27 protein-coding genes are annotated in these 25,794 nt (G+C 72.6%); 17 read left to right on the plus strand and 10 right to left on the minus strand.

The window, feature by feature from the left end; translation table 11 throughout:
• Positions 1 to 36: 36 nt before the first annotated feature.
• A complete protein-coding gene (gene glgB, locus P3T35_RS03120; protein WP_280704111.1) occupies positions 37 to 2,286 on the plus strand; it encodes a 1,4-alpha-glucan branching protein GlgB in 2,250 nt (749 codons plus the stop codon).
• A gap of 127 nt (positions 2,287 to 2,413) precedes the next feature.
• Here the strand turns inward: glgB and P3T35_RS03125 are convergent, their stop codons facing one another.
• Entirely contained in the window at positions 2,414 to 3,760 is a 1,347-nt protein-coding gene (locus P3T35_RS03125) for a helix-turn-helix domain-containing protein (RefSeq protein ID WP_101381287.1), read from the minus strand.
• Positions 3,761 to 3,954: 194 nt separating this feature from the next.
• Here P3T35_RS03125 and P3T35_RS03130 point away from each other — a divergent pair, with 194 nt between their 5' ends.
• From P3T35_RS03130 to P3T35_RS03170, 9 genes are all read left to right on the plus strand, one after another.
• The gene (locus P3T35_RS03130) at positions 3,955 to 4,218 is read left to right on the plus strand and encodes a hypothetical protein (protein ID WP_143676858.1); all 264 of its coding nucleotides are present in this window, start codon (positions 3,955 to 3,957) and stop codon (positions 4,216 to 4,218) included.
• Positions 4,219 to 4,256: 38 nt separating this feature from the next.
• Positions 4,257 to 5,441: a glycogen synthase gene (glgA, locus tag P3T35_RS03135; RefSeq protein ID WP_101381289.1), complete on the plus strand. Its 1,185-nt coding sequence runs from the start codon at positions 4,257 to 4,259 to the stop codon at positions 5,439 to 5,441.
• 164 nt (positions 5,442 to 5,605) lie between these two features.
• On the plus strand, positions 5,606 to 6,433 hold the full coding sequence (gene proC, locus P3T35_RS03140; protein ID WP_101381290.1) for a pyrroline-5-carboxylate reductase: 828 nt from the start codon (positions 5,606 to 5,608) through the stop codon (positions 6,431 to 6,433).
• 130 nt (positions 6,434 to 6,563) lie between these two features.
• Positions 6,564 to 7,757 carry an MFS transporter gene (locus tag P3T35_RS03145; protein WP_348533393.1) on the plus strand — a complete coding sequence of 398 codons (1,194 nt, stop codon included), beginning with the start codon at positions 6,564 to 6,566 and terminating at the stop codon, positions 7,755 to 7,757.
• A complete protein-coding gene (locus tag P3T35_RS03150; protein WP_101381291.1) occupies positions 7,738 to 8,937 on the plus strand; it encodes an acetoin utilization protein AcuC in 1,200 nt (399 codons plus the stop codon). The genes P3T35_RS03145 and P3T35_RS03150 overlap by 20 nt, the downstream gene beginning before the upstream one ends.
• Positions 8,938 to 9,149: 212 nt before the next feature.
• On the plus strand, positions 9,150 to 9,359 hold the full coding sequence (locus tag P3T35_RS03155; RefSeq protein WP_101381292.1) for a helix-turn-helix domain-containing protein: 210 nt from the start codon (positions 9,150 to 9,152) through the stop codon (positions 9,357 to 9,359).
• Between the two features lie 122 nt (positions 9,360 to 9,481).
• Positions 9,482 to 9,580 (plus strand): AURKAIP1/COX24 domain-containing protein, encoded by a 99-nt coding sequence (locus P3T35_RS03160; protein ID WP_003948845.1) that lies wholly within the window; start codon positions 9,482 to 9,484, stop codon positions 9,578 to 9,580.
• 133 nt (positions 9,581 to 9,713) lie between these two features.
• Positions 9,714 to 10,808 (plus strand): NAD-dependent epimerase/dehydratase family protein, encoded by a 1,095-nt coding sequence (locus P3T35_RS03165; RefSeq protein WP_101381293.1) that lies wholly within the window; start codon positions 9,714 to 9,716, stop codon positions 10,806 to 10,808.
• A gap of 7 nt (positions 10,809 to 10,815) precedes the next feature.
• Positions 10,816 to 11,844: a lysophospholipid acyltransferase family protein gene (locus P3T35_RS03170; protein WP_180356527.1), complete on the plus strand. Its 1,029-nt coding sequence runs from the start codon at positions 10,816 to 10,818 to the stop codon at positions 11,842 to 11,844.
• A gap of 108 nt (positions 11,845 to 11,952) precedes the next feature.
• On the opposite strand, the gene P3T35_RS03175 is transcribed toward P3T35_RS03170, so the two are convergent.
• The 3 genes from P3T35_RS03175 to P3T35_RS03185 form a co-directional block, all read right to left on the minus strand.
• The gene (locus P3T35_RS03175) at positions 11,953 to 13,194 is read right to left on the minus strand and encodes a DUF5667 domain-containing protein (protein ID WP_143676859.1); all 1,242 of its coding nucleotides are present in this window, start codon (positions 13,192 to 13,194) and stop codon (positions 11,953 to 11,955) included.
• A gap of 239 nt (positions 13,195 to 13,433) precedes the next feature.
• Positions 13,434 to 14,234, minus strand: a complete 801-nt coding sequence (locus P3T35_RS03180) for an ECF subfamily RNA polymerase sigma factor, BldN family (protein WP_101385122.1) — start codon at positions 14,232 to 14,234, stop codon at positions 13,434 to 13,436.
• Positions 14,235 to 14,730: 496 nt separating this feature from the next.
• Positions 14,731 to 15,687 (minus strand): HAD-IB family hydrolase, encoded by a 957-nt coding sequence (locus tag P3T35_RS03185; RefSeq protein WP_101385123.1) that lies wholly within the window; start codon positions 15,685 to 15,687, stop codon positions 14,731 to 14,733.
• Positions 15,688 to 15,749: 62 nt separating this feature from the next.
• On the opposite strand from P3T35_RS03185, the gene P3T35_RS03190 reads away from it, so the two are divergent.
• The 6 genes from P3T35_RS03190 to hemB all read left to right on the plus strand — a co-directional run bounded on the left by P3T35_RS03190 (position 15,750) and on the right by hemB (position 22,313).
• On the plus strand, positions 15,750 to 16,031 hold the full coding sequence (locus P3T35_RS03190) for a glutaredoxin family protein (protein WP_101385124.1): 282 nt from the start codon (positions 15,750 to 15,752) through the stop codon (positions 16,029 to 16,031).
• 325 nt (positions 16,032 to 16,356) lie between these two features.
• Positions 16,357 to 17,166 (plus strand): redox-sensing transcriptional repressor Rex, encoded by an 810-nt coding sequence (locus P3T35_RS03195; protein WP_101381296.1) that lies wholly within the window; start codon positions 16,357 to 16,359, stop codon positions 17,164 to 17,166.
• 73 nt (positions 17,167 to 17,239) lie between these two features.
• On the plus strand, positions 17,240 to 18,586 hold the full coding sequence (locus tag P3T35_RS03200) for a glutamyl-tRNA reductase (protein ID WP_101381297.1): 1,347 nt from the start codon (positions 17,240 to 17,242) through the stop codon (positions 18,584 to 18,586).
• A gap of 59 nt (positions 18,587 to 18,645) precedes the next feature.
• On the plus strand, positions 18,646 to 19,665 hold the full coding sequence (hemC, locus tag P3T35_RS03205; RefSeq protein ID WP_101385125.1) for a hydroxymethylbilane synthase: 1,020 nt from the start codon (positions 18,646 to 18,648) through the stop codon (positions 19,663 to 19,665).
• Entirely contained in the window at positions 19,665 to 21,311 is a 1,647-nt protein-coding gene (locus P3T35_RS03210) for a bifunctional uroporphyrinogen-III C-methyltransferase/uroporphyrinogen-III synthase (protein ID WP_101381298.1), read from the plus strand. Before hemC ends, P3T35_RS03210 begins: the two co-directional genes overlap by 1 nt.
• 30 nt (positions 21,312 to 21,341) lie before the next feature.
• Complete coding sequence (hemB, locus tag P3T35_RS03215; RefSeq protein WP_101381299.1) at positions 21,342 to 22,313, plus strand: porphobilinogen synthase; 972 nt, start codon at positions 21,342 to 21,344, stop codon at positions 22,311 to 22,313.
• A 58-nt stretch (positions 22,314 to 22,371) separates the two neighbouring features.
• Here the strand turns inward: hemB and P3T35_RS03220 are convergent, their stop codons facing one another.
• From P3T35_RS03220 to P3T35_RS03230, 3 genes are all read right to left on the minus strand, one after another.
• Positions 22,372 to 22,647 carry a hypothetical protein gene (locus P3T35_RS03220; RefSeq protein ID WP_101381300.1) on the minus strand — a complete coding sequence of 92 codons (276 nt, stop codon included), beginning with the start codon at positions 22,645 to 22,647 and terminating at the stop codon, positions 22,372 to 22,374.
• Positions 22,648 to 22,811: 164 nt separating this feature from the next.
• Positions 22,812 to 23,150 (minus strand): rodlet layer protein, encoded by a 339-nt coding sequence (locus tag P3T35_RS03225; RefSeq protein ID WP_101381301.1) that lies wholly within the window; start codon positions 23,148 to 23,150, stop codon positions 22,812 to 22,814.
• Positions 23,151 to 23,241: 91 nt separating this feature from the next.
• Complete coding sequence (locus P3T35_RS03230; protein WP_101381302.1) at positions 23,242 to 23,580, minus strand: rodlet layer protein; 339 nt, start codon at positions 23,578 to 23,580, stop codon at positions 23,242 to 23,244.
• A 396-nt stretch (positions 23,581 to 23,976) separates the two neighbouring features.
• On the opposite strand from P3T35_RS03230, the gene P3T35_RS03235 reads away from it, so the two are divergent.
• Positions 23,977 to 24,666, plus strand: coding sequence for a hypothetical protein (locus P3T35_RS03235; RefSeq protein WP_101381303.1), 690 nt, complete (start codon positions 23,977 to 23,979; stop codon positions 24,664 to 24,666).
• Between the two features lie 184 nt (positions 24,667 to 24,850).
• Here the strand turns inward: P3T35_RS03235 and P3T35_RS03240 are convergent, their stop codons facing one another.
• The 3 genes from P3T35_RS03240 to P3T35_RS03250 all read right to left on the minus strand — a co-directional run.
• Positions 24,851 to 25,228 (minus strand): hypothetical protein, encoded by a 378-nt coding sequence (locus P3T35_RS03240; RefSeq protein WP_280704078.1) that lies wholly within the window; start codon positions 25,226 to 25,228, stop codon positions 24,851 to 24,853.
• 89 nt (positions 25,229 to 25,317) lie between these two features.
• Complete coding sequence (locus P3T35_RS03245; RefSeq protein WP_180356882.1) at positions 25,318 to 25,608, minus strand: chaplin; 291 nt, start codon at positions 25,606 to 25,608, stop codon at positions 25,318 to 25,320.
• Between the two features lie 34 nt (positions 25,609 to 25,642).
• Positions 25,643 to 25,794: chaplin (locus P3T35_RS03250; RefSeq protein ID WP_280704116.1), on the minus strand; the 152-nt coding region annotated here is incomplete at its 5' end.

Raw genomic sequence — 25,794 nt, forward strand, 5'->3', positions numbered from 1 at the left:
CACCCTACGGACGTTAAGGACCGCGCTCCCGTGACTTTGCGCCTGACCCTAGAACTGGATCCCCCGGTCCTGCAGCTCGCCCCGGCCCGACCCGCCCCGGAGCAGACCGAACGGCTGCTGTCCGGCCGGCACCACGACCCGCACTCCGTGCTCGGCGCCCACCTGGTGCGCGACGGGGTGGCGGTGCGGGTGCTGCGCCCCGGCGCCCGCCAGGTGGTGCTGGAGACCGAGGTCGGCCCGATGGCGCTGGCCCCGGCCGACGACGGCCTGTTCACCGGCCTGCTGCCGATCAGCTGGCAGGCCCGCTACCTGCTGCGGACGTCCTACGACACGGAGCTGGGCGAGCCCGAGCCGGACGGCTACCAGTTCGCGCCCACCCTCGGCCAGTTGGACCTGCACCTGATCCGGGAGGGCCGGCACGAGGAGCTGTGGCGGGTGCTGGGCGCCCAGCCGCGCACCGTGAACGGCGCCCAGGGGACGGCCTTCGCGGTGTGGGCGCCGAACGCCGAAGGGGTGCGCCTGGTCGGCGACTTCAACCTCTGGAACGGCGCCGGGCACCCGATGCGCTCGCTGGGCGGCAGCGGGGTCTGGGAGCTGTTCGTGCCCGGGGTGGGCGAGGGCGCCCGCTACAAGTTCGAGATCGCCACCCGGGACGGGCGCCTGGTGCAGAAGGCCGACCCGTTGGCCCGCGCCGCCGAGGTGCCGCCCGCCAACGCCTCGGTGGTGCACGGCTCGCACTACGCCTGGGGCGACACCGGGTGGATGCGGCGCCGCGCCGAGGGGTCGTACCTGGATCGCGCCATGACGATCTACGAGGTGCATCTGCCGTCCTGGCGGCCCGGCCTGACATATCGTCAACTCGCCGTCGAACTTCCGGCATACCTGCGGGAGTTGAACTTCACGCATGTGGAGTTCATGCCGTTGATGGAGCATCCGTTCGGCGGGTCGTGGGGCTATCAGGTGTCGGGGTTCTACGCGCCGACGTCGCGGCTGGGCTCGCCCGACGACTTCCGCCACCTGGTGGACGCGCTGCACCAGGCCGGGATCGGCGTGATCATGGACTGGGTGCCGGCCCACTTCCCCAAGGACGGCTTCGCGCTGGCCCGGTTCGACGGCGAGCCGCTCTACGAGCCGGCCGACCCGCGCCGTGCCGAGCACCCGGACTGGGGCACCCTGACCTTCGACTACGGCCGCGCCGAGGTGCGCAACTTCCTGGTCGCCAACGCGGTCTACTGGTGCGAGGAGTTCCACATCGACGGCCTGCGGGTCGACGCCGTCGCCTCGATGCTCTACCTCGACTACTCCCGCCCCGACGGCCAGTGGCTGCCGAACGCCGACGGCGGGCGGGAGAACCTGGACGCGGTGCGGTTCCTCCAGGAGATGAACGCCACCGCCTACCGCCGCTGCAGCGGCGTGGTGACCATCGCCGAGGAGTCCACCGCCTGGGACGGCGTCACCCGCCCCACCGACAGCGGCGGTCTGGGCTTCGGCCTGAAGTGGAACATGGGCTGGATGCACGACTCGCTGCGGTACTTCTCCCGTGAGCCGGTCCACCGTCAGTACCACCACCACGAGTTGACCTTCTCCATGGTCTACGCGTACTCGGAGAACTACGTGCTGCCGATCTCGCACGACGAGGTGGTGCACGGCAAGGGCGCGCTGGTCGGCAAGATGCCCGGCGACTGGTGGCAGCAGCGCGCCAACCAGCGCGCCTATCTGGGCTTCATGTGGGCCCACCCGGGCAAGCAACTGCTGTTCATGGGTCAGGAGTTCGCGCAGGGCGCGGAGTTCCAGCACGACGACGGCCCGCAGTGGTGGCTGCTGGACGGCGACTGGCCGGCCGCGGCCGAGCACCGCGGGGTGCAGCGGCTGGTCTCCGAGCTCAACCGGATCTACCAGGACTACCCGCCGCTGTGGCAGCAGGACTCCGCGCCGGGCGGCTTCTGCTGGCTGGACGCGGACGCCGCGCAGGACAACGTCTACTCCTTCGTCCGCTGGGACGCGGCCGGGCGGGCCCTGGTGGCAGTCAGCAACCTGTCGCCGGCGGTCCGCACCGACTACCGGATCGGGCTGCCGGCCGGCGGCACCTGGTACCCGGTGCTGGACACCGACGAGGCGCGGTTCGGCGGCAGCGGCGCGGGCAGCCGGGAGGCCCACCAGGCGGGCGAACAGGCCTGGCAGGGGCAGCCGTTCAGTGTCGAGCTGACGCTGCCGCCGCTGGCCACCGTGTGGCTCTGCCCGGCCGGGCCCGACCTGCCGCTGGCACCGGCCCGCCGGGCCGAGTGAGCCGACGGGCCGGCCGATGAGACCGAGACCCACCGGGCTCATGGCGCACACCGGTCAGACGGTGTGCGTCATAGGCCCGGTGCCGTTCGGGCGGGCGCGGGGCACGCCCGAACGGGGTGGGGGAGGGTCAGACGGTGGGCACCGGGGTGCGGGTGAGCTTGTCCAGGGACTGCAGGCCGGCTTCCCCCAGCGCGCGGTCGTAGGCGGCCAGCGCTTCACTGGCATGGCCCAGTTGCCGCCACAGGTCACCCACCTGCCGCCAGACGACGGCGATGTGTCGGTTGGTGGCGACCCGCCCGAGCTGGCGCACGAGAGCGTGCAGCGTCTCCACGGCCGCCTCCGAATCGCCCCGCTCGTACTGTGCTTGGGCGAGGTAGACCCTGATCTGGCCGGCCGCATAGGTGGACTCGTTGCGCAGCAGCCCCAGGGCTCGACTTGCCAGGTCGACAGCGCGATCGGGGTTGGCCTGGTGCAGCGCCAGCCGGGCCTGCTGACCCTCGACATGGACCTGGTCCGTGGTGTTACCGCATTCCAGCAGGGCTTCACGCGCCTCGTCGAACAGCTGCTGGACTCGGCCGAGGTCGGTCGTACCGGTGTCGAGCAGGTAGTTGCCGCAGTTGAGCTTGAGAATGCCGACATGGCGGACGTTGTCGGACTCCGCCATCAGGGCCAGAGCCCGCTCGGCCATCGCCAGCGACTCCTGGAACTTGCCCCGGGTGTTTGCCACGACGGCGGCGTTCCAGTAGACCGCGCCGCGAGCGGTCCGCGAGCCGTTCTCGTCGGCGACCCTGGTGAGCCGGTTGATCAGCAGCTGAGCCTGGGTCAGATCGCCGCGCTGCTGGTAGCAGCTGATCAGGGTCGAACCCAGCTGGATGTGGTCGTCGGTGTAGTCCAGGCCGAGCCCGTCGAGCGTCTTCATCGCCCGCTCGCCGATCTCGACGGAGAGGGTGTAGTCGCCGGCGTCGCGATAGCTGCGGCAGAGCGAGACCGCCAGCTGGGCCCACTCGGCCGAGCCCGGTACGACGGCCGGGTCATCGAAGAGCGTGGTGTAGAGCTGGATCGCGGCCTCCATTCGACCCAGCTTCTCAAAGGCGGTGGCCTGGCCCAACCGCGCTCGTCGCACCGCCGCCTCGCCGAGCAGCGGGGCGTGTGCGAGGGCCTCGCTGAAGGACTGGAGCGCCTCGCCGTTGGCGCCGTTGCGCAGCGCCATGTCGCCGAACGCGATCTTGAGCTCCAGCTCCTTGACACGCTTGTCATCCCGGCCGCTGCGCAGGTAGTCGACCGAGCAGCCGACCCGCTCGGCCAGCGTCTTGAGCACCGCCTCGGACGGGATCCGCTTGCCGGTCTCGATCAGGGAGACATAGCTGACCGAGATGTCCGCGGAAGCCAGGTCCTGCTGGTTCAGGCCGCGCTTCTGGCGCAGCTCGCGCAGCCGCTGCCCGATCCCGTTCGTGCCGCTCTGTGATTGGTCCATGGTTCTCCGGTCAACGGGGAGGGCGGCCGCTCGGACCGCACCCCGGGGGTGCCCATTTGACTCCATCTTTTACATCACCTGGTGACTCTGGCCAAGGTTAACGCTCGGCCGCGAGGACGCTCAATCGGCTGAACACCCTTGCTTTCCTTACTCTTCCCCGCCATCCCATGGTCACTCTCCGTCGACTCTGACTGGTGCAGAAGTTGATGATTGACAGCTTCGGTCAACTTAGATTGACTCTGCTTGTCAACAACTTCGACCGGCGAAAGGTACAGACCGTCATGCGCAAGACCCTTCCGCTCCTTGTTGCCGCCCTCGTGCTGGGCCTCGGCGGAGGCCTGGTCGCTACCAGCGGTGGCGCCGCTGCCGTGCCGGTGAGCCGGCAGTCGGACGTCACCGGTGTCATGCCGGCGGCCACCGCCACGCCGATGATGGGAAGCGGTGGCAACTGCTGCTGACCTCGCTCCCCATCCACCTCAGAAGGGACCCTCAACCCATGCGGATCGACCTCCTGACCAGGGAGTACCCGCCGGAGGTCTACGGCGGGGCCGGTGTCCACGCGGCCGAACTGACCCGGGCACTGCGCCGACTGGCCGAGGTGCGGGTCCGCTGCCTGGGGGCCGAGCGGAGCGAGCCGGACACCACCGCCTACCAGCCGCCCGCCGACCTGGCCGCGAGCAACCCGGCCCTGCAGTTCCTCGGCGCCGACCTGCGGATGGCGGCCGACGCGGTCGGGGCCGACGTCGTGCACAGCCACACCTGGTACGCCAACGCCGCGGGCCACCTGGCCGGCCTGCTGCACGGCATCCCGCACGTGATGACCATGCACAGCCTGGAGCCGCTGCGCCCCTGGAAGGCGGAGCAGCTCGGCGGCGGCTACGCGCTCTCCGGTTGGATGGAGCGCACCGCGGCCGAGGCCGCCGACGCGCTGATCGCGGTCTCCGGCGCGATGCGGGAGGACATCCTGCGCGCCTATCCGGCGATCGACCCGGAGAAGGTGCACGTCATCCACAACGGCATCGACACCGAGCAGTACCAGCCCGATCCGCGCCCGGACGCGCTGCGCCGGTTCGGCATCGACGAGCAGCGCCCGATCGTGCTCTTCGTCGGCCGGGTCACCCGGCAGAAGGGCCTGCCGCACCTGCTGCGGGCCGCGTTCCGGCTGCGCCCCGAGGCCCAACTGGTGCTCTGCTGCGGGCAGCCGGACACCCCGGAGATCGGCGCCGAGGTGGCCGGCCTGGTCGACGAGCTCGGCCGCCGGCGGGACGGCGTGGTCCGGATCGACGGCATGCTCGACGCCCGCTCGGTGCGTCAACTGCTCACCCGTGCTCGGGTGTTCGTCTGCCCGTCGCTCTACGAGCCGATGGGCATCGTCAACCTGGAGGCGATGGCCTGCGGCACGGCGGTGGTGGCCACCGCGGTCGGCGGGATCCCCGAGGTGGTCGAGGACGGCGCCACCGGCCTGCTGGTGCCGTACACCGCGACGGCGGACGCCACCGGCGAGCCGGTGGACCCGGAGCAGCTCGCCGACGGCCTGGCCGCGGCCGTCAACCGGCTGCTGGACGACGCCGAGCTGGCCGAGCGCTTCGGTGCGGCGGGTCGGCAGCGGGCGGTCGAGCAGTTCTCCTGGGCCGGTGTCGCCGAGCGCACGCTGCGTGTTTACGAGAAGTTGGCCAGCTGAGTGAAGAGATCTGACTCAGCATTTGACTCCCGGTGATATTCCTGTTCATAGGAACCTGAGTGACAGCTGTGACATCTGTCCACTCGCCGGACGGATTCACGGGGTCGCGAGCTCCCGGTGCGAGGATGACCGCAGTACCGTCGCGGTGATCAAGGAGCCAGGCCATGAGCAGCAGCGCCGTCCATCCCCAGCGGATCGCCTTCCTCGGCACCGGCAAGATCGGTGAGGCCCTGCTCTCCGGCCTGCTGCGGGCCGGCAAGCGGCCGGCCGACGTGCTGGTCACCGCGCGCCGCCCGGAGCGGGCCGCCGAACTGAGCGAGCGCTACGGGGTGACGGCCTGCTCCAACCAGGAGGCCGCCAAGCTCGCCGACACCCTGATCCTGGCGGTCAAGCCGCAGGACATGGGCGCCCTGATGGACGAGCTGGCCTCGGAGCCGGCGCCGGGCCGGCTGGTCATCTCGGCCGCGGCCGGCATCCCGACCGGCTGGTTCGAGGCCCGGCTGCCGGAGGGCACCCCGGTGGTCCGGGTGATGCCCAACACTCCGGTCCTGGTGGACGAGGGCATGAGCGTGATCTCCGGCGGCTCGCACGCCACCGAGGAGCACCTGCGCCGGGCCGAGGAGATCTTCGAATCGGTCGGCAAGGTGCTGCGGCTGCCCGAGGCCCAGCAGGACGCGGCCACCGCGCTCTCCGGCTCCGGGCCGGCCTACTTCTACTACCTGGTCGAGGCGATGACCGACGCCGGGATCCTGCTCGGCCTGCCCCGGCAGGTGGCGCACGACCTGATCGTGCAGTCGGCAATCGGCGCCTCGGTGATGCTGCGCGACTCCGGCGAGCACCCGGTCAAGCTGCGCGAGGCGGTCACCTCGCCGGCCGGCACCACCATCGCGGCCATCCGCGAGTTGGAGAACCACGGGGTGCGGGCCGCGCTGCTCGGGGCGCTGGAGGCGGCCCGGGACCGCTCCCGGGAGCTGGCCTCCGGCGGAAAGTAAGGCGAAAAGTAGCAGGCAGGTAAAGCAACGCCTCCCGACCCCTCCCCAAACACCGCGCCGCCCCCTACGCTCGCGCCAATATCTTCGTACCGGCCGGTAGTTGCCGACCGGTGGTGGGGGAGGTGCCCAAGTGGCGGTGGACGAGCGACTGCGCCGGGCCAGGCTGGCGCTGCTGGTCAGCTTCCTGCTGCAAGGCATCACCTTCGCGCTGCTGGTCACCCGGATCCCGGGCATCCAGCGCCAGTACCACCTGGGCGACGGCGCCCTGACGGTGCTGCTGGCCGCGGTGCCGATCCTGGCCGGGGTCGGATCGATCACCTCCGAACAACTCGTCAAGCGCACCTCGGCCCGGGCCGTGCTGCGGGTGGTGCAGCCCACCCTCTGCGTCACCCTGGTCGCGGTCGGCCTCGGCAGCCGGCTGTGGAGCCTGGTGCTGGCGCTGGCCGCCTTCGGGCTGCTGGTCGGCGCGCTGGACGCCTCGATGAACATGCTCGGCGTCGGCCTGCAGCACCGCTACGGCCGGTCGATCATGATCGGCTTCCATGCCGCGTTCAGCCTCGGCGGCATCGTGGGCGCGTCGCTGGCCGGTGCCGGGGCGCACGTCCGCCTGCTACTCCTGTTCGGCGTCACCATGGCGGTGCTGGTCCCGGCCGCGCTGGTGGTCGGCCGGTTCCTGGCCGGCCCCGAAGAGTTGGGCAGCGCCGTCCAGGAGGCCGCCGCGGCCGCCGCCCGCTCCATCCCGTGGCGCCCGCTGCTGCCGCTCTGCGCCGCCATGGCCTTCAGCTACATCGCCGACTCCTCGGTCTCCAACTGGAGCGCCAAGTACCTCACCGAGACCCTGAAGAGCGGCGACGGCCTGGGCGCCTTCGGCTACGGCGGCTACATGGTCGCGATGCTGCTCGGCCGCACCGTCGGCGACCGCGGGGTGCAGCGGTTCGGCGCGGCGGCGGTGGTGCGCTGCGGTGCCGTGGTGTCCGCGCTGGGCTTCGTGATCGCCGCGCTGGCCCCGACGCCCTGGGTCGGCATCGCCGGCTTCACGGTGCTGGGGGCCGGGATCAGCGCGATCGTCCCGCAGGTGTTCGCGGCCGGCGGCCGGCTCTTCCCGGCCGACTCGGACGCCGCCGTGGCCCGGCTCAACCTCTTCAACTACGTGGGTTTCCTGGTCGGTTCACCGCTGGTCGGCGCGATCAGCGGGGCGGCCGGCTACCGCTGGGCGCTCTGCGCGCCGCTGCTGCTGGTGCTGGCGGTGCTGCCGCTCGGTGGGCACTTCGCGCCCGCTCGGCACCAGCAAGTAGCGTTGGATCATGCCGCGAGCCGAGTCTGACCAGTCCTGCGCGCTTCGCCTGTTCTGGGACGAAGCCGAAACCGCCTACAAGTTCAGCGACCGGCACCCGATGGACCCGGTCCGCCTGGCGCTCACCATGCGCCTGGTGGAGTCCTTCGGCCTGACTGCCGCATCCAGCGTCACGGTGACCGCGGCGCCGCCGGCCGGCGACTCCACCCTCGCCCTGGTGCACCGCCCCGACTACCTGGCCGCCGTGCGCCGGGCCGCCGCCGACCCGGCCACCGCGGACGAGGCGTACGGCCTGGGCACCGAGGACAACCCGGTCTTCCCCGCCATCCACACCGCCTCCGCGCTGATCGCCGGCCAGTCGGTGGCCGCCGCCGAGGCGGTCTGGCAGGGCACCGCCCGGCACGCCGTCAACTTCGCCGGCGGCCTGCACCACGCGATGCCCGGCCGGGCGTCCGGCTTCTGCGTGTACAACGACGCCGCCCTGGCCGTCGCCCGGCTGCTGGAGCTCGGCGCCGAGCGGGTCGCCTACGTGGACACCGACGTGCACCACGGCGACGGCGTGCAGCAGGCCTTCTGGGACGACCCGCGGGTGCTCACCATCTCGCTGCACGAGCACCCCGGCACGCTCTTCCCGCAGACCGGCTGGGCCACCGAGACCGGCGGCGGGGACGCGCCGGGCCTGGCGGCCAACCTGCCGCTGCCGGCCGGCACCGCCGACGCGGGCTGGCTGCGCGCCTTCCACGCCTTCGTGCCCGAGCTGCTGGCCGCCTTCAAGCCGCAGGTGATCGTCAGCCAGCACGGCGCCGACACCCACCTGGAGGACCCGCTGGCCCATCTGCTGGTCACCGTGGACGCCCAGCGGGTGGTCGCCCAGAGCCTGCACGACCTGGCCCACCGGCACTGCGACGGCCGCTGGGTGGCGCTCGGCGGCGGCGGTTACGCGGTGGTGGACGTGGTGCCCAGAGCCTGGACCCAGTTGGTCGCGATCGCCGCCGGCCGCCCGATCGACCCCAAGGCCGAGACCCCCGAGGAGTGGCGCGCCGAGGTCTACCGGCAAACCCGCGGCCCGGCCCCCTTGCGGATGACGGACGGGGCCACCGGGGACTACCGGGACTTCGCCGAGGGCGGCTACGACCCCGCGGACCGCATCGACCAGGCGATCCTGGCCGCCCGCCGGGCGGTCTTCCCGCACCACGGCTTGCTGGCCTAGTCTTCGGACGGGGCACGGAGCGCAGCCGGAGTGCTACAGAGAGCCGATGCGCTACCTACTGCAACGGGCGCATCTCTGACCGTACAAGCAGTCGCCTTCTCCCCCTTCCCACTGGTACCACGCGCAACTACTCTGGGGATACGCGTGTGTCGGTCGAGTCACCGGAGGGGAAGCCGGTGCCTTGCACACGGACAAGAGGGTCGGGTGAGGTCATGAGTTCAGGCGAACGCCCCCTGCAAGAGGTCAACTTTCTGACCGTGGCGGAAGTCGCCTCGGTCATGAGGGTGTCCAAGATGACGGTCTACCGGTTGGTGCACAGCCAGGAGCTGCCCGCCATCCGGGTCGGCCGCTCCTTCCGAGTGCCCGAACAGGCGGTCCACGACTACCTCAAGGACTCCTATGTCGGGAGGCAGAGCGCCTGATCGCCACGACTGGTTGGCCCCGATTTAATCCGGGGCCTCGCCAGACGGTAGGCTAGGCCCTCCGTCAGTCGTATGGACTCCGTCTCTCACGGGCGGGAGTCTCAGTGAGCGAGGGTTGTTCCGTGGGCTCTGTCATCAAGAAGCGTCGCAAGCGTATGGCCAAGAAGAAGCACCGCAAGCTTCTGAAGCGGACCCGCGTTCAGCGTCGCAACAAGAAGTAACACCTGCGGAGCTCGCTCCAGGTGCCCGCTGCCCGTCCCGGCCTACCGCCGGGGCGGGCAGCGCTCGTTTCGCCACCTCGACGCGGTACGGTGCAACCACGGGCGGCGGCGAGGCAGAGGGGCGGCGGACAGGGTGGGCAAGGTGGTGCTGGTCACCGGTGTGGCCCGGCAGCTCGGCGCCCGGTTCGCCGAGCGGATCCGCCGCGAGCCCGGGGTCGACCTGGTGGTCGGCGTGGACGTGCTGCCCTCGGACCTCGCGGCCGAGCCCGCGCCCGCCGACGCGCCGCTCGCGCCCTACGTCTTCAGCCGGGTCGACCTGCGCCGCCCGGCGATCGCCCAGGTGCTGGCCGAGCACGCCGTGGACACCGTGGTCCACCTCAACGTCAGCGGCACCAACCCCAGTGCGGTCGGCCGGGCCACGGTCAAGGAGATCAACGTCATCGGCAGCATGCAGCTGCTCGCCGCCTGCCAGCAGTCCGCGCTGGTCCGCCGCCTGGCGGTGAAGTCCACCACCGCGGTCTACGGCGCCACCTCCCGCGACCCCGCGGTCTTCGCCGAACGGACCCAGCCCAAGACCCTGCCGACCGGCGGCTTCGCCAAGGACGCCGCCGAAGTCGAGGGCTACGTGCGCTCCTTCGCCCGCCGCCGCCCCGACGTGGCGGTCACCGTGCTGCGGTTCGCCAACCTGGTCGGCCCGGGCGCCGACACCCCGCTCGCCGAGTACTTCACGCTGCCGGTGCTGCCGACCGTGCTCGGCCGCGACCCCCGGCTGCAGTTCGTGCACATGGACGACGCGGTGGAGGTGCTGCGGCTGGCCGCGCTGGAGCCCGCCCCCGGCTCGCCGGACCAGCCGGTCGACCGGCGCGGCACCTTCAACGTGGCCGGCGACGGGGTGCTGCTGCTCACCCAGTGCGCCCGCCGGCTCGGCCGCCCCACCCTGCCGATGCTCCGCCCGGCGCTCGGCTGGGCGGCGGCGCTGGCCCGGCAGGCCCGGCTGGTCGACTTCGCCCCCGAGCAACTGGAGCTGCTGACGCACGGCCGGGTGGTGGACACCACCGCGCTGCACGAAGTCTTCGGCTACCGCCCCGCGTTCAGCACCCCCGAGGCCTTCGCCGACTTCGTCGCCGGCCGCCCCCAGGGACCGCTGCCGCCGGAGCGGCTGGCGGGGCTCGCCGACCGGCTCGGCGGCCTTTTGACCCGTGACCGCCTTGTGGACGACAGGAGCTGAGGTTGCCATGACCGCCGCCCGCGATGAGCAGAGCAGCACGGGAACCGGGGCCCGGGTCATCCCGATCGAGTCCGCGCCGAGTTGGACCGGCTCGGCCGGTCCCGACCAGGGCCAGGGCCTGGCCGACCGCCTGGCCGGCTCGCTGGGCTCCCTGCTGGCCGGCCGGACCGGCGCCGCCGCCGACTCGCTGCTCGGCAAGGGCTGGGAGGAGCGCGCCGCGGCCGGGCTCGGCTTCCTGCGCCGCCGGATCACCGGCGACTACGAGGTGGACGAGTTCGGCTTCGACCGGGAGCTGACCGAGGAGGTGTTCCTCGGCGCGCTGCGCCCGCTGGCCGAGAAGTACTTCCGGATCGAGGTGCGCGGGACCGAGCACCTCCCGGCCGAGGGCGGTGCTCTGGTGGTGGCCAACCACTCCGGGGTGCTGCCGCTGGACGCGCTGATGACCCAGGTGGCGATCCACGACCACACCCCGGGGCGGCGGCACCTGCGGATGCTCGCCGCCGACCTGGTCTTCATGCTGCCGGTGGTCGGCGAGCTGGCCCGCAAGGCCGGGCACACCCTGGCCTGCAACGAGGACGCCCAGGCGCTGCTGGAGCGCGGCGAGGTGGTCGGAGTCTGGCCGGAGGGCTTCAAGGGCATCGGCAAGCCGTTCAGCGAGCGGTACAAGCTGCAGCGGTTCGGCCGCGGCGGCTTCGTGGCCTCGGCACTGCGGGCCCAGGTGCCGATCGTGCCCTGCTCCATCGTCGGGGCCGAGGAGACCTATCCGATGCTGGGCAACGCCAAGACGCTGGCCCGGCTGCTCGGCCTGCCGTACCTGCCGATCACCCCGACCTTCCCGTGGCTGGGACCGCTGGGCGCGATCCCGCTGCCCACCAAGTGGACGATCCAGTTCGGCGAGCCGATCCCGACCGACCGCTACGCCCCCGAGGCGGCCGAGGATCCGATGCTGGTCTTCAACCTCACCGACGAAGTCCGGGAGACCATCCAGCACACCCTCTACCGGCTGCTGGTGGAGCGCCGGTCGGTCTTTTTCTAGCTTTTTCTAGCACTGGAGCCTTCTAGCGCTGGAGCCTTCCGACCTTGCTTCCGATGCCGGTGGGCCGCCGCCAAGCGGCGCGACGGCCCACCAACTGCCAAGCAGGGCTCAGCCCTTGTCGCCCAGCCCCAGGCCGGGCAGCAGGCCCGGGATCAGCGGCGGCAGGTTGAGCGCCTGGCCGACCCCGGCCGGGCTGCCGCTGGCGGCCGGCGAGGCCGCCGGCGTGTCGGTCGGGCCGGCCTGGCCGCTCTGGTCGCTCGGGGCCTCGCCGCCGGCGGGCGCCGGCGAGGCGGCAGGGGAGGCGTTGGCGCCGGTCAACGTGCCGGTCAGCCCGCTGACCAGGCCGCTGACCGAGTTGCCGCCCTGACCGCCCGAGGAGGACAGCAGGCCCTGGCCGGCCGCCGCGGAGCCGCCGCCGGGCCGGGTGGCACCGGCCGACTGGCCCGGGCCGCTGCCCTGGGACGGGTCGTCCTGGCGGGTGCCGGCAGCCGGGCTGCCGGGGGTGGTCGAGCTCGCGCTGCCGCCGGTGCCGGGCGCGACCGGGTGCCCGGTGGCCGAGTCGTGCTGCAGCGGGCCGACCTCCTGGTTGAGATCGCCGAAGAGCTGGTCCATCTGACCGGCCACCGGGGTCAGTTGGGTGGGCAGATGGGACTGCAGGGCGTTCCAGTGGTCGTCCTGCGTCTGGGTGAAGGCGGCCAGCTTGCGCAGCGGGTCGAGCGAGCCGTTCGCCCGGTAGACCGAGCGGAGCAGGTCGCGGCCCTTGGCGGCCTCCGCGTGCATGTCCCGCAGCGCGGAGTTGAGCCGGTTGACCGTGTCGGGGCTCAGGCCGTCGACGGGGGTGCGGCCGACCAGGCCGCGGGCCTCGGCCAGCCGGGTGGAGGCCTGGTCGAGCAGCAGGGCGCCGCGCTCGGCGTCATTGTCGGCCAAGTCCAGGCGCAGGCCCTCCAGATGGCGCTTCATGCCGTACAGCGGATCGCCCGGGAGCGCGTCGGAGCTGGCGGCGGCCACCCCCGCGAGGCTGCCCACCGTCACCCCCGCGATCATCCCGGTGATGGCGAACCGGCGACCCCAGCGGCGCCGGGTCAGTCGGTCGAGCCGTCGGTGGTCCCGCTGGCGCGGCACCGTGGCCAGGCCGCCGCCGACGGTCTGCTCGAACGCGGCCATCAGCCGGGCTCGTTGCACCACCCGTACCTCTGGGTCCAGACCGGGCACGGAGAGGGCGCTGAGCGCCGTCGCGGTGTCGAGCAGGTCACCCATGGGTGCGCCACTCGCGGCCTGTCCTGTCCGGTGGGCCTCCAGCGCCTCGGCGAAGGCCTTCGCCCGCCGGTGCTCCAGCACATTTGCCGTCACGGGCCACACCTCCCTTCGTCGTTGTCGACTCCCCGGCCTGCCGGACGGTTGCCACGGCCGGCCAAATCCACTCCTTCGGGTGATGGCATGCGGCTCCACTTGACCGCACGTCCCGAGGGGGTTTGCACGCTGGGCAACGAGCGGTACAGGGAGTCGGTTACGCACGAGTGATCATGTGACCGCATTCTCACCCGGACGTGTGGGAACCGTTTCCGAGGTGACTCTCCCTCACCGCTGATTCAGCGGGCGTCCGGTGGCAGCAGCCGGGCCAGGGTGCGCACGGCGCGGTACTGCAGGGTCTTGATCGCGCCCTCGTTCTTGCCCATGATCCGGGCGGTCTCGGCCACCGACAGCCCCTGCAGGAACCGCAGGGTGACGCACTCCTGCTGCTGCGGATTGAGCCGGCGCACCGCGTCCAGCAGGGCCGCGTTGGAGAGCGACTCCAACACCGAGTCCTCCGGGCTGCGTTCGCACTCGTTGGAGTCGAGCATCTCGCCGGTGGTGACCTCCAGCCGGAACCGGCTGGACTTGAAGTGGTCGGCGACCAGGTTGCGGGCGATGGTCACCAGCCAGGCGCCGAAGTCCCGGCCCTGCCAGGTGAAGGTGCCGATCCGGCGCAGCGCGCGCAGGAAGGTCTCGCTGGTGAGGTCCTCGGCCGTGGCCCGGCTGCCGACCCGGTAGTAGATGTAGCGGTAGACCGTGTCGCAGTAGTGGTCGTAGAGCCGGCCGAAGGCCTCGCTCTCGCCGGCCTGGGCGCGCTCGACCAATTCCATGATCGGGTTCGGCTCGGCCTCGGTGCCCTGCTGCGGCAGCGAGCGGGAGCGGCCCCGGGTGCCGGTGGAGCCCGGCAGCTGCCCGGTCCTGACCCGGGCGGCCGCCCCGGTGGCGGTGGAGCGCAGTGCCGGCTGGGCCGGCAGCGGAACGCCGACCGGGACCAACTGCGGGGCCGTCGGCAGCAGCTGACTCTGCACCAGGGTGCGCAGCAGGCGCAGGCTGCGCAGCGCGGCCAGTGACGGTGAAGGGAGCGCGACGGCCGACAGGGCCCGGCTCGCGGCGACGGAGGCCGACGGGCAGGAGGGAGCAGGCGCGTCGTTCCGGGCGGATGGGTACACGGGACTCCCAGAGGCAGAACTGTGGACGGAACACGAATCACGGAGCACGGATCACCTCCGCCTGCGCGGAGAGCACGTCACCCTGTCGGGGGTCACCTGGGGTGGACGTGCACCCAGGAGAGAATAACGCTTTGTGCAATGACAGCTACACCGTGTGGCCGAAGTGGTCGATAGGGATCCACTTCGCGTGGTATATGACCCGAAACTGACCGGTTGCACCGCCGAATCGCGTCGGATTGGTGATCGCTTGGCGGCTGATCGTGACCGATTTCTTGGCGAGCCGGGCGGGTTCCCGGTCGACGGACCCGCCAACCCCGGACTTTGCGGGGCGTTCGAACGATCAGATCCGGTCAGCGCGCGCGACGGGCCGAGGGCGCGTCAGTTCGCGCGCGCCGCACCGGCGCCGCCCCCCGGGAGGAGCGGCTCAGCGGCGCCGACGGCGCAGCGCCGCCATGCCGGCCACCGCCGCACCGGCCAGCACCCCGGCGCCGATCGCGGCCGGCACCCCGATCCGGGCCGCCTTGCGCCCGGTCCTGAAGTCCTGCACCCGCCAGCCGTGCGCCCGGGCGTACTTGCGCAGCCGCCCGTCGGGGTTGACCACGAAGGGGTGCCCGACCTGCGAGAGCATCGGGATGTCGTTGGCGGAGTCGCTGTAGGCGGCGCACCGGCCGAGGTCCAGCTGCTCCCGCCGGGCCAGCGCCAGCACCGCCTCGGCCTTGGCCGGGCCGTGCAGCATCTCGCCGACCAGCCGGCCGGTGTACTTGCCGTCCACCACCTCGGAGACGGTGCCCAGCGCCCCGGTCATGCCGAGCCGGCGGGCGATGATCCGGGCCACCTCCAGCGGCGCCGCGGTCACCAGCCAGACCCGCTGCCCGGCGTCCAGGTGCATCTGCACCAGCGCCCGGGTGCCCGGCCAGACCTTGGCGGCCACGATGTCCTCGAAGATCTCCTCGCAGATCGCCTCCAGGTCGGCGGTCCGCTTGCCGGCCACCAGCGACAGCGCGGTGCTCTGGGCGTCGGCGATGTGGTCCGGGTCCTCGGCGCCGTGCAGCCGGAACCAAGCCTGCTGCCAGGCGAACCGGGCCACGTCGCGGCGGTTGAAGAAGTCGCGGCGGTAGAGGCCGACGCCGAGGTAGAAGACGGCGGCACCCTGCAGGATCGTGTTGTCGCAGTCGAAGAAGGCGGCGCCGTGCGGGTGGTCCACCGGCGGGCCCGCGGGCTGCGCGTCCTCGACTGGCGCCGGGGCCGCCTCCCCGCCGTCGGACGCGGGGCGGGCCTCGCGCAGCGCCCGCTCGGCCGCATCGGCGGCGGCCTCGCCTGCCAGAGCGGCCCGCTCGGAGGGGGAACGCCTAGTCTGGGTGAGCCTTCGCAGCGCGGCCATGGCACCGAGCATAGCCAGCCCGGGCGGCTCCCGGCTGACCGGTGGCGGCGCACAATGGCCTGGTGAGCCCACTGCTGAGGCGCGCCAAGGGCGCCGATCCCACCGCGAAGACCGTCACCATGCTGGGCAAGCCCGGCTGCCACCTCTGCGACGACGCGCGGGAGGTGATCACCAGGGTCACCACCGAGCTGGGCGCGGCCTTCGAGGAGCGCGACATCACCCAGGACCCGGAGCTCTACCGGCGGTATGCGGAGCAGATCCCGGTGACCCTGATCGACGGGCGGCAGCACGACTTCTGGCGGGTCGACGAGCGGCGCCTGCGGACCGCGCTGACCGGACGGTAGCGGCGCGCCGGGCGCCGTTCCGGCTCGAACATCTGGTCCGGCGGGCCCGACTGGGTCACCATGGCGGACGGGGCGGCCGAGCCCGCCCCTGTCCCGTCGAGGTGCTGCTTGGGCGAACCATTCGGTGCGACTCGAACGGCGAGTGGGACGTGTGTGCGGCGTGATGCGCGTCACTGTGGCGGGACAAAACGGACACCATCTTTGTGCACACGTTCACAAACGCATAGCCTGGCAGCCAAAGCCCAGCTTCACCCACAGGAGCACCGTGGCAATCGGCCGATCCACCCCCAAGTCCTCGCCCCCCAGCCCTGCCGACGGAGGCTCCATGCGCCGCACCCCTGTGGGACGCCAGACCCGTGCTCGCGGCATCCCCGAGGCCACCGTCGCCCGGCTGCCGCTCTACCTGCGGGCGCTGACCGCGCTCTCCGAGCGCTCGGTCCCCACCGTCTCCTCGGAGGAGCTGGCCGCGGCCGCCGGGGTCAACTCCGCGAAGCTGCGCAAGGACTTCTCCTACCTGGGCTCCTACGGGACCCGCGGGGTCGGCTACGACGTCGAGTACCTCGTCTACCAGATCTCCCGCGAGCTGGGCCTCACCCAGGACTGGCCGGTCGTGATCGTCGGGATCGGGAACCTGGGCCACGCGCTGGCCAACTACGGGGGCTTCGCCTCCCGCGGCTTCCGGGTGGCGGCGCTGCTGGACGCCGACCCGAACGTGGTCGGCAGCACGGCGGCCGGCCTCCCGGTGCGCCACATGGACGAACTGGAGTCCATCGTGGCCAGCCAGCACGTCTCCATCGGCGTGATCACCACCCCGCCCGGCGCCGCCCAGCAGGTCTGCGACCGACTGGTCGAGGCCGGCGTGACCAGCATCCTGAACTTCGCGCCCACCGTGCTGAACGTGCCGGACGGCGTGGACGTGCGCAAGGTGGACCTCTCCATCGAGCTGCAGATCCTGGCCTTCCACGAGCAGCGCAAGTCCGGTGAGGAGCCGGAGGAGGGCCCGATAGAGGAGCCGCCCGTGCGTGAGCGCGCCCCCGGCCCGGTCCGCGCGGCCGCGGCCAAGCTGCGCCGCGCCGCGGGCGGCGGCAAGGACACCAAGGGCGACAGCGACCGCCAGGCGGTGCTGCCGGCATGAGCGAGCGAAGCGAGCGAATCATGAGGAAGGGCGCGTCCGGCTCACCGGCCGCCGAGCCCTGCGAGGTGGGCGCGTGAGTCTTCTAGTCGTCGGTCTGAGCCACCGCACCGCGCCCGTCACCGTTCTGGAGCGCGCCGCCCTCACCGGCCAGACCCCCACCCGACTGCTGCACGACGCCGCCGCCACGGCCACCGTCTCCGAGGCCGCGCTGCTCAACACCTGCAACCGGATCGAGCTCTACGCGGACGTCGACAAGTTCCACGCCGGCGTCGCCGAGCTCTCCCAACTGCTCGCCGAGCACAGCGGCGTGGACCTGGAGGAGCTCACCGCGCACCTCTACGTCCACTACGAGGACCGCGCCGTGCACCACCTCTTCTCGGTCGCCTGCGGCCTGGACTCGATGGTGGTCGGTGAGGGGCAGATCCTCGGCCAGCTGCGGGACTCGCTGGCCCGCGCCCAGGAGGAGCACACCGCCGGGCGCGGCCTCAACGAGCTGTTCCAGCAGGCCCTGCGGGTCGGCAAGCGGGCGCACAGCGAGACCGGCATCGACCGGGCCGGGCAGTCGCTGGTCACCTTCGGCCTGGAGCAGGTCGCCGCCGGTGCCGGCGAGGTGCCCGGCAAGCGGGCCCTGGTGGTCGGCGCCGGCTCGATGAGCTCGCTGGCCGCCGCCACCCTGGTCCGGGCCGGGGTGAGCGACCTGCTGATCGCCAACCGCACGCCGGAGCGGGCCGAGCGGCTCGCCGCCCAGCTCGACGCCGGGACCGTGCCGCTGGCCGAGGTGCCCGCGACGCTGGCCGAGGTCGACCTGGTGATCTCCTGCACCGGCTCGCCCGGTGTGGTGATCACCGCCGACCAGGTGGCCGCCGCCGTAACCGCGCGCACCGCGCCCACCCCGCTGGCCTTCCTCGACCTGGCGATGCCGCGCGACGTGGACCACGCCGTGCACGGGCTGCCCGGCACGCTGCTGGTCGACCTGGAGTCGCTCTCCCAGGCCGACGCCGCCACCCCCGGCGCCGGTGACGTGAACGCGGTGACCGGCATCGTCGCCGAGGAGGTGGCCGCGTTCGGCGCGGCCCAGCGTGCCGCCCGGATCGCCCCCACCGTGGTGGCGCTGCGGGCCATGGCCTCCGAGGTGGTCGGCGCCGAGTTGGCCCGCCTCCAAGCCCGACTGCCCGACCTTGACGACCGGTCGCGCGCCGAGATGGCGCAGACCGTCCGCCGGGTGGTCGACAAGCTGCTGCACGCGCCCACGGTGCGGGTCAAGCAGCTGGCCGCCGAGCCCGGCGGAGCCTCCTACGCGGAGGCGCTGCGCGAGCTGTTCGACCTCGATCCCGGTGCGGTGCACGCCGTGTCCGGTACCCCGGTCGGTCCCCAGGCGCAGCCCGCCGGCGGTAGTCTCGCGGGCGGAGCGGCCAGATGAACCATCCTCATCTCCACCAGCACGACCAGGACGAAAACGCTATGAATGGTCAACTGAGCATGCGGCAGGGCCAGTTGGACGCCGAAACGATACCGCTGCGGCTGGGCACCCGGCGCAGCGCGCTGGCGCTGGCGCAGTCCGGCATGGTGGCCCGCGACATCACCGAGCGCACCGGCCGCCCGGTCGAGCTGGTGGAGATCACCACCTACGGCGACACCTCGCGCGAGCACCTGGCGCAGATCGGCGGCACCGGGGTCTTCGTCTCCGCGCTGCGCGACGCGCTGCTGGCCGGCCGGATCGACCTCGCCGTGCACTCGCTCAAGGATCTGCCGACCGCCGCCCCCGAGGGCTTGCTGCTCGCGGCCGTGCCGCCGCGCGAGGACGTCCGCGACGTGCTGGTCTCCCGGGAGAACCTGGAACTCGCCGAGCTGGTCGAGAAGATCCAGGACCGCCCGGTGCGGATCGGCACCGGCTCGCCGCGCCGGATGGCCCAGCTGAACGCCTGGGCCCGGAACGGGGGCACCTCCCAGCCGCCAGGCTGGGGGAACGGCGCCGCGATCGAGACCGTCCCGATCCGCGGCAACGTGGACACCCGGATCGGCTTCGTGCACTCCGGCGAGCTGGACGCGGTGGTGCTGGCCGCCGCCGGCCTGCACCGGCTGGGCCGGGCCGCCGAGATCAGCCAGTACCTGGCGCCCGAACTGATGCTGCCGGCCCCCGGACAGGGCGCGCTGGCCATCGAGTGCCGCGCCGACGCCCCCGAACTGGCCGCCGCCCTCGGCGTGCTGGACCACCCGGAAACCCGGGCCGCCGTCACCGCCGAGCGCGCCCTGCTGGCCGCGCTGGAGGCCGGCTGCTCCGCGCCGGTCGCCGCGCTGGCCCAGGCCGGCGGCGAGAACGAACTGCGGCTGGAGGGCGTGGTCGGCACCGCCGACGGCGCCACCCTGCTGACGATGTCCACCACCGGACCGCTCGCGCTGGGCGAGTCGGCCGAGCAGTCGGCGCGGGCCATCGGCCTCGCGCTGGCGGCCCGGCTGCTCGACGGCGGAGCGGCCGGTCTGATGGGGGAGCGAGCCTGATGAGCCCCACCAACGCCACCGCCGACCGGACCGGACGCTGCACCTTCCTCGGTGCCGGCCCGGGCGACCCCGGCCTGCTGACGCTGCGTGCGGTCGAGGTGCTGGCCACCGCCGACATCCTGGTCGCCGACCCGCTGACCGCCGCCGCCGTGCACAGCCACTGCCCGGAGTCCGTGCAGCTGCACAACCCGGTCGCCATGGATGCCGAGAGCACCGAGTTCGACGCGGCGTCGCTCACCAAGCTGATCGGTGACGCGGTCACCGCCGGCAAGCACGTGGTCCGCACCGTCGACGGCGACCCGGGCCTGGACGGCCGGGCCGCCGAGGAGATGCTGGCCTGCGCCAAGGCCGGGCTGCCCTTCGAGGTGATCCCGGGTGTCGCCCAGTCGGTCGGCGTGCCGGCCTACGCGGGCGTCCCGCTGCGCGGCAGCAACGGCGCCGACGTGCGCTTCGTGGACGGCTCGGCGCTGCTGGCCGGCTCCCTGGTCGACCTCGGCGCGCCCGAGACCACCCTGGTGGTCCGCACCACCCTGGGCCAGCTGCCGGCCACCGCCGGCGCCCTGGTCAACCACGGGCGCAAGCCGGACGCGCCGCTCTGCGCCACGCTCTCCGGCACCACCACCCGCCAGCGCACCTTCACCTCGACGCTGGCCACCATCGGCGCCGACCTGAAGGCGGCCCGGGTGCTGCCCGCGCCGGTGTCCGCCCCGGTCGACCCGAACACCCCGGTGATAGCCGTGGTGGGCGAGCAGGTCGCCCACCGGTCCTCGCACTCCTGGTTCGAGACCAAGCCGCTGTTCGGCTGGAACGTGCTGGTGCCGCGCACCAAGGAGCAGGCGCACGGCCTCTCCGAGCAGCTGCGCTCCTACGGCGCGGTGCCGCAGGAGGTGCCGACCATCGCCGTCGAGCCGCCGCGCACCCCGCAGCAGATGGAGCGGGCGATCAAGGGCCTGGTCACCGGCCGCTACGAGTGGATCGCCTTCACCTCGGTGAACGCGGTCCGGGCGGTCCGGGAGAAGTTCGAGGAGTACGGCCTGGACGCCCGCGCCTTCGCCGGCATCAAGGTCGCCGCGGTGGGCGAGACCACCGCCCAGGCGCTGATCGACTTCGGCGTGAAGCCCGACCTGGTGCCGTCCGGCGAGCAGTCGGCGGCCGGGCTGCTGGAGGACTGGCCGCCCTACGACCCGGTGTTCGACCCGATCGACCGGGTGCTGCTGCCGCGCGCCGACATCGCCACCGAGACCCTGGTCGCCGGCCTGGTCGAGCTCGGCTGGGAGGTGGACGACGTGACGGCCTACCGGACCGTGCGCGCCTCGCCGCCGCCGGCCGAGACCCGCGAGGCGATCAAGGGCGGCGGCTTCGACGCGGTGCTCTTCACCTCGTCCTCGACCGTGCGCAACCTGGTCGGTATCGCCGGCAAGCCGCACAACGTCACCATCATCGCCTGTATCGGTCCGGCCACCGCCAAGACCGCCGAGGAGCACGGCCTGCGGGTCGACGTGATGGCGCCCGCGCCGTCCGCCTCGGCGCTCGCCCAGGCGCTGGCCGAGTTCGGCGCCGGCCGCCGGGACGCCGCCACCATGGCGGGCGAGCCGGTCTACCGGCCCAGCGAGCGCCGGCCGGGCTCCCGTCGCAAGGCGCGCTGACACCTGGATTCGTAAGAACGTGGAGGAGTCATGACGTTCCCCGCCATCCGGCCCCGCCGGCTGCGGACCACCCCGGCGATGCGCCGGCTGGTCGCCGAGACCCGGCTGCACCCGGCCGAGCTGATCCTGCCGGTCTTCGTCCGGGAGGGCATCAGCGAGCCGGTGCCGGTCAGCTCGATGCCGGGCGTGGTCCAGCACACCCGCGAGACCCTGCGCAAGGCCGCGGTGGAGGCGGCCGAGACGGGGATCGGCGGCATCATGCTGTTCGGCGTGCCCGAGCACAAGGACGCCACCGGCTCCGCGGGCACCGACCCCGACGGCATCCTGCAGCAGGCCATCCGGGACGTGGTGGCCGAGGTCGGCGACCGGCTGGTGGTGATGTCCGACCTCTGCCTGGACGAGTTCACCGACCACGGCCACTGCGGGGTGCTGGCGGCGGACGGCACGGTGGACAACGACGCCACCCTGGAGCGCTACGCCGAGATGGCCGTGGTGCAGGCCGAGGCCGGGGTCCACCTGGTCGGCCCGTCCGGGATGATGGACGGCCAGGTCGGCGTGGTGCGGCGGGCCCTGGACGAGGCCGGCCACCAGGACGTGGGCATCCTCGCCTACACCGCCAAGTACGCCTCCGCGCTCTACGGCCCGTTCCGGGAGGCGGTCGCCTCCTCGCTCAAGGGCGACCGCAAGACCTACCAGCAGGACCTGGCCAACAGCCGGGAGGCGCTGCGGGAGCTGGAGCAGGACATCGCCGAGGGCGCCGACCTGGTGATGGTCAAGCCGGCCATGCCGTGCCTGGACATCCTGCGCCAGGTCGCCGACGCCTCCCCGGTGCCGGTGGCGGCCTATCAGATCTCCGGTGAGTACTCGATGGTCGAGGCGGCCGCCGCCAACGGCTGGATCGACCGGGACCGGACGATCATGGAGACCCTGACCTCGATCCGCCGGGCCGGCGCCGAGCAGATCCTGACCTACTGGGCCGTCGAGGCGGCTCGGGCACTCTGACCGAACGGGTGAGGGGGCGTCGGCCGAACGGCTGACGCCCCCTCACCCGTGGTGCGCCTCAGCCCATGTGGTGGTGACCGATCGACGCCAGGTCGCCGCCCTGGCCGCCGGCCTCCTCATCGGTGGCCCACTGGAAGAACTTCCAGTGGTCGTGCACCTCGCCGGCGGTGGCGAAGCCCTCGCCCCAGCCGGCCTCGAACGGGTCCTCGGCGCTGACCACGCCGCCGCCGATCCCGCCGACCGCGACGTGCGCGGAGGCGGCGGTGGCACCCAGGCCCACCATCATCAGCGCACCGGCGGCCACTGCGGTAGCCCGGCCCGGCATCTTCTTCATGAGCTTCAAACCTCTCTTCTGACGCGGTACTTGACGGCGGCGGGAGTCCGCCGCCGAACAACGGAGCGGGGCTGGCCGGAGTGCTCCGCCAGCCCCGCTCGGGTACTGCTCCGTCGGGTCGGGTACTGCTCTGGAGGGTCAGGTGGTGCCGGGGTGACGCAGGGTCAGCCGATCAGGTGCGACAGCGGGGCGTCACCGGTGGTCTGGGTGGTCTGGCCCACGTTGCACTGCTGGACCTGCTGCTGGTTGAGAACCGGGATCTCGACGTTGATCGGGACCCCGCCGATCTGGATGTGGTCGATCCGCGGCAGGCAGATGTTCGGGTTGTCCAGGGTGTGGAAGTTCGGGCTGTGGTCGCCGAAGGTGCCGGTGTGGTTGGTGCCGCCGTCGCCCTGGATGGAGGCGGCCGAGCCGTCAGCGTCGGCGATGGCGAAGGACGGCGCGCTGGCCATCGCGAGGGCGGCGGTGGCCAGGCCGGCGGTGGCGAAGACCTTCTTCAGCATGGGGTGCTCTCTCTAGCGGTGTGATGGGTGCGGCGGAATGGGCCATCGCTGGCTGCGATGGGTGGTGCGGTGGAGCGGAGCTGACGGCTGATCAGCCGATCAGGTGCGAGGCGACACCGTCACCGGTGGTCTGGGTCGTCTGGCCGACGTTGCAGATCTGGTGCGGCTGCTGGTTGCCGATCGGGACCTCGGCGTTGACGTCGAGCAGGCCGACCTGGACGTGGTCGATCTGCGGCAGGCAGACGTTGGCGTTGTCCAGGAAGTGGAAGTTCGGGCTGTGGTCGCCGTAGGTGCCGGTGTTGTTGGTGCCGCCGTTGCCCTGCAGGCTGGCCGCGGAGCCGTCCGCGTTGGCGATCGCCGAGGCGGGGCTGACGGCCGCGCCCAGCGCGGCGGCGGCCAGGCCGGCGACGGCCAGGGTCTTCTTGATCATGGGGGTTCCTCTCTGGATTACTGCGGCGCTACGTCTTCGGGCAATCCGTGCGGGCGAATTGGCCTGTGTCCATGGCCGCCGCGCGCTTTCACGGCTTATTCGAGCGACCTATTCGGTATTGGGATCGCCACCGACAGGATCTCCGGCTGCCGGGCGATCGGCCATCCGAACCGGCCGTGGTGCGGCGACACCGATATCAAAGAACGGCGGCCGGGAAAGTTACGCGAGGCGGGGCGGAAAAATCACCCGACAGCCCGTTCGGGCGCTCATGCAGTCGTATTAATACTCCGTGCGGGCTAAGCGTCCCGGGTGTGCGCCCACCTGTCCGCCCTCGGATCGTTGAAGCAGTTCGGGGTGTTGCCCTCATTGCCTCACGAGATCGGAACAGAGAAGACGATGAAGCTGTCCAAGCGGAGCGGTGCGACGCTGCTGTTGGCGGTCGGAGCATCGGCGATCGCGGGCCAGGCGGCGGCCGGCGCCGCCCCGGCGGCGCCGGTGACCCCGGGTCAGGTGGCCGAACTGGAGAACGGGCTGGCGACCAAGACCATCCCGCTGCGGGTGCCGCTGGAGACGGTCACCCGGTACGCGCCGATGCTGCCGCTGGGCGGTGACATCCAGGGCGCGCTGCCCGCCTCGCCCGTTCTGCCCCCGGCGCCCGCGTCGCAGGACCAGGCGCAGCAGGGCAAGCAGGACGTGATGCCGGACCAGGTCGTGCCGGCGCTCAACTTCAGCAAGGTCGGCCCGAGCCTGGACACCGCGCTGCCGCTGCCGGCCCTGGTCGACGGGGTGCGTCCGGGCGCGCTGGGCCTCGACGCGCCGCAGTCGCCGCTGCACGCGATCGGCCCGGCGGTGGGCGTGGGGCACCCGCTCACCTACACCAAGGGCGCCGACGGGCAGCCGCAGGCCGGATCGCTCGCCTCCGGCGACCTGGACCCGCGCCTGATCCCCGCCGCGGTCTCCATGGTGCCCGGGGCCAAGGCCAGCCTCGGCGGCCCGGACCAGCACACCTCGGTGGTCGAGGCCGGCAAGAGCCTGCTGGCCACCGGCTCGGCGGCGCTCTACGAGGCGACGCACGACCAGGACTGAACGCCCGTCACACCACTGCCGTGGGGGGCGGGGGGGGCCGCGCCCCCCCCGGCCCCCCCCCGGGGGGGGGCGCCGCGGCGCCCCGGCCCCCCCCCCCGGCCCCCCCCCCCCCCACCCCCCGGGGGGGGGGGGGGGCCCCCCCGCCCCCCCCCGGCCCCCGACGGCGTGTCGGCGCAGCGGCGCCTCAGTGCCCCGGCAGCGCGCCCAGCAGCGTGCCGACCACCGGCAGGTCCTTGGCGCCGCCGCCGCCGCTGAGCGAGCCGGTGGCCGCCGTGGTGGAGACGTGCGGCACGCCGTTGTCCGGCTCCAGCGACAGCGCGTTGTTCAGCGGGTCGGCGGCGGACTTGGCGAACGGGTCGAGCCGCAGGTCCTTGACCGGCCCCAGTACATAGCCGGTGGTGCCGCCCAGAGCCCCGAGCGCCGGGCCGACCTGCGGCTGCTGCAGGGCGGCGGTGGGAGTCGGGAGGCTCGCGGCGGCGGCGGTGCCGGCGGCGGCCGGGGTGAGCAGCAGTGCGGCGCCGATCGCGGCCAGCGCGCCGGCGGCGGTGGAGGTGGGGGTCAACTCTGGTCCTCTCACGGGTGGGTGGAGATGCGGCGCTGCCCCCCGGACCGGCAGTCCGGGGGGCAGCAGGTGCACGGAACGAGGACTGCTCAGCAGTCGTCGTCGCCGCCGTGGTGGTGGCGGGTGTCGTTGTCGACGTGGGTGTCGTTGTTGATGCAGGTGTTGCCGAACGCCGGGTTCAGCAGACCGACCACGTTGACGCTGTCACCGCAGATGTTGATCGGGATGTGCACCGGAACCTGGATGGCGTTGCCGGAGAGCACACCGGGGGAGTGCGCGGCGACGCCCTCGGCGCCCGCGCTGGCCAGCGCCGAGCCGGCGGAGCCGAGCACGATGCCGACGGCGGCGGTGGACAGGACCGCGATCTTCTTCGCGTTGATGGGGGACCTCCTGTGGATCTGAACTGAGGCCGGCTCAGACGCTGTCGCTGTTGATGCAGGTGTTGCCGAACGCCGGGTTCAGCAGACCGATCACGTTGACGCTGTCACCGCAGATGTTGATCGGGATGTGCACCGGAACCTGGATGGCGTTGCCGGAGAGCACACCGGGGGAGTGCGCGGCGACGC

It is taken from the genome of Kitasatospora sp. GP30 (assembly GCF_029892145.1).
In the GTDB taxonomy this organism is placed as follows: domain Bacteria; phylum Actinomycetota; class Actinomycetes; order Streptomycetales; family Streptomycetaceae; genus Kitasatospora; species Kitasatospora acidiphila.

Bases quoted from the DNA above. Each gene is read 5' to 3' on its own strand.
- P3T35_RS03125 (WP_101381287.1), bottom strand. From the start codon at position 3,760: ATGGACCAATCACAGAGCGGCACGAACGGGATCGGGCAGCGGCTGCGC.
- glgA (WP_101381289.1), top strand. From the start codon at position 4,257: ATGCGGATCGACCTCCTGACCAGGGAGTACCCGCCGGAGGTCTACGGC.
- proC (WP_101381290.1), top strand. From the start codon at position 5,606: ATGAGCAGCAGCGCCGTCCATCCCCAGCGGATCGCCTTCCTCGGCACC.
- P3T35_RS03150 (WP_101381291.1), top strand. From the start codon at position 7,738: ATGCCGCGAGCCGAGTCTGACCAGTCCTGCGCGCTTCGCCTGTTCTGG.
- P3T35_RS03155 (WP_101381292.1), top strand. From the start codon at position 9,150: ATGAGTTCAGGCGAACGCCCCCTGCAAGAGGTCAACTTTCTGACCGTG.
- P3T35_RS03170 (WP_180356527.1), top strand. From the start codon at position 10,816: ATGACCGCCGCCCGCGATGAGCAGAGCAGCACGGGAACCGGGGCCCGG.
- P3T35_RS03185 (WP_101385123.1), bottom strand. From the start codon at position 15,687: ATGGCCGCGCTGCGAAGGCTCACCCAGACTAGGCGTTCCCCCTCCGAG.
- P3T35_RS03195 (WP_101381296.1), top strand. From the start codon at position 16,357: ATGCGCCGCACCCCTGTGGGACGCCAGACCCGTGCTCGCGGCATCCCC.
- hemC (WP_101385125.1), top strand. From the start codon at position 18,646: ATGCGGCAGGGCCAGTTGGACGCCGAAACGATACCGCTGCGGCTGGGC.
- P3T35_RS03210 (WP_101381298.1), top strand. From the start codon at position 19,665: ATGAGCCCCACCAACGCCACCGCCGACCGGACCGGACGCTGCACCTTC.
- hemB (WP_101381299.1), top strand. From the start codon at position 21,342: ATGACGTTCCCCGCCATCCGGCCCCGCCGGCTGCGGACCACCCCGGCG.
- P3T35_RS03220 (WP_101381300.1), bottom strand. From the start codon at position 22,647: ATGAAGAAGATGCCGGGCCGGGCTACCGCAGTGGCCGCCGGTGCGCTG.
- P3T35_RS03225 (WP_101381301.1), bottom strand. From the start codon at position 23,150: ATGCTGAAGAAGGTCTTCGCCACCGCCGGCCTGGCCACCGCCGCCCTC.
- P3T35_RS03230 (WP_101381302.1), bottom strand. From the start codon at position 23,580: ATGATCAAGAAGACCCTGGCCGTCGCCGGCCTGGCCGCCGCCGCGCTG.
- P3T35_RS03235 (WP_101381303.1), top strand. From the start codon at position 23,977: ATGAAGCTGTCCAAGCGGAGCGGTGCGACGCTGCTGTTGGCGGTCGGA.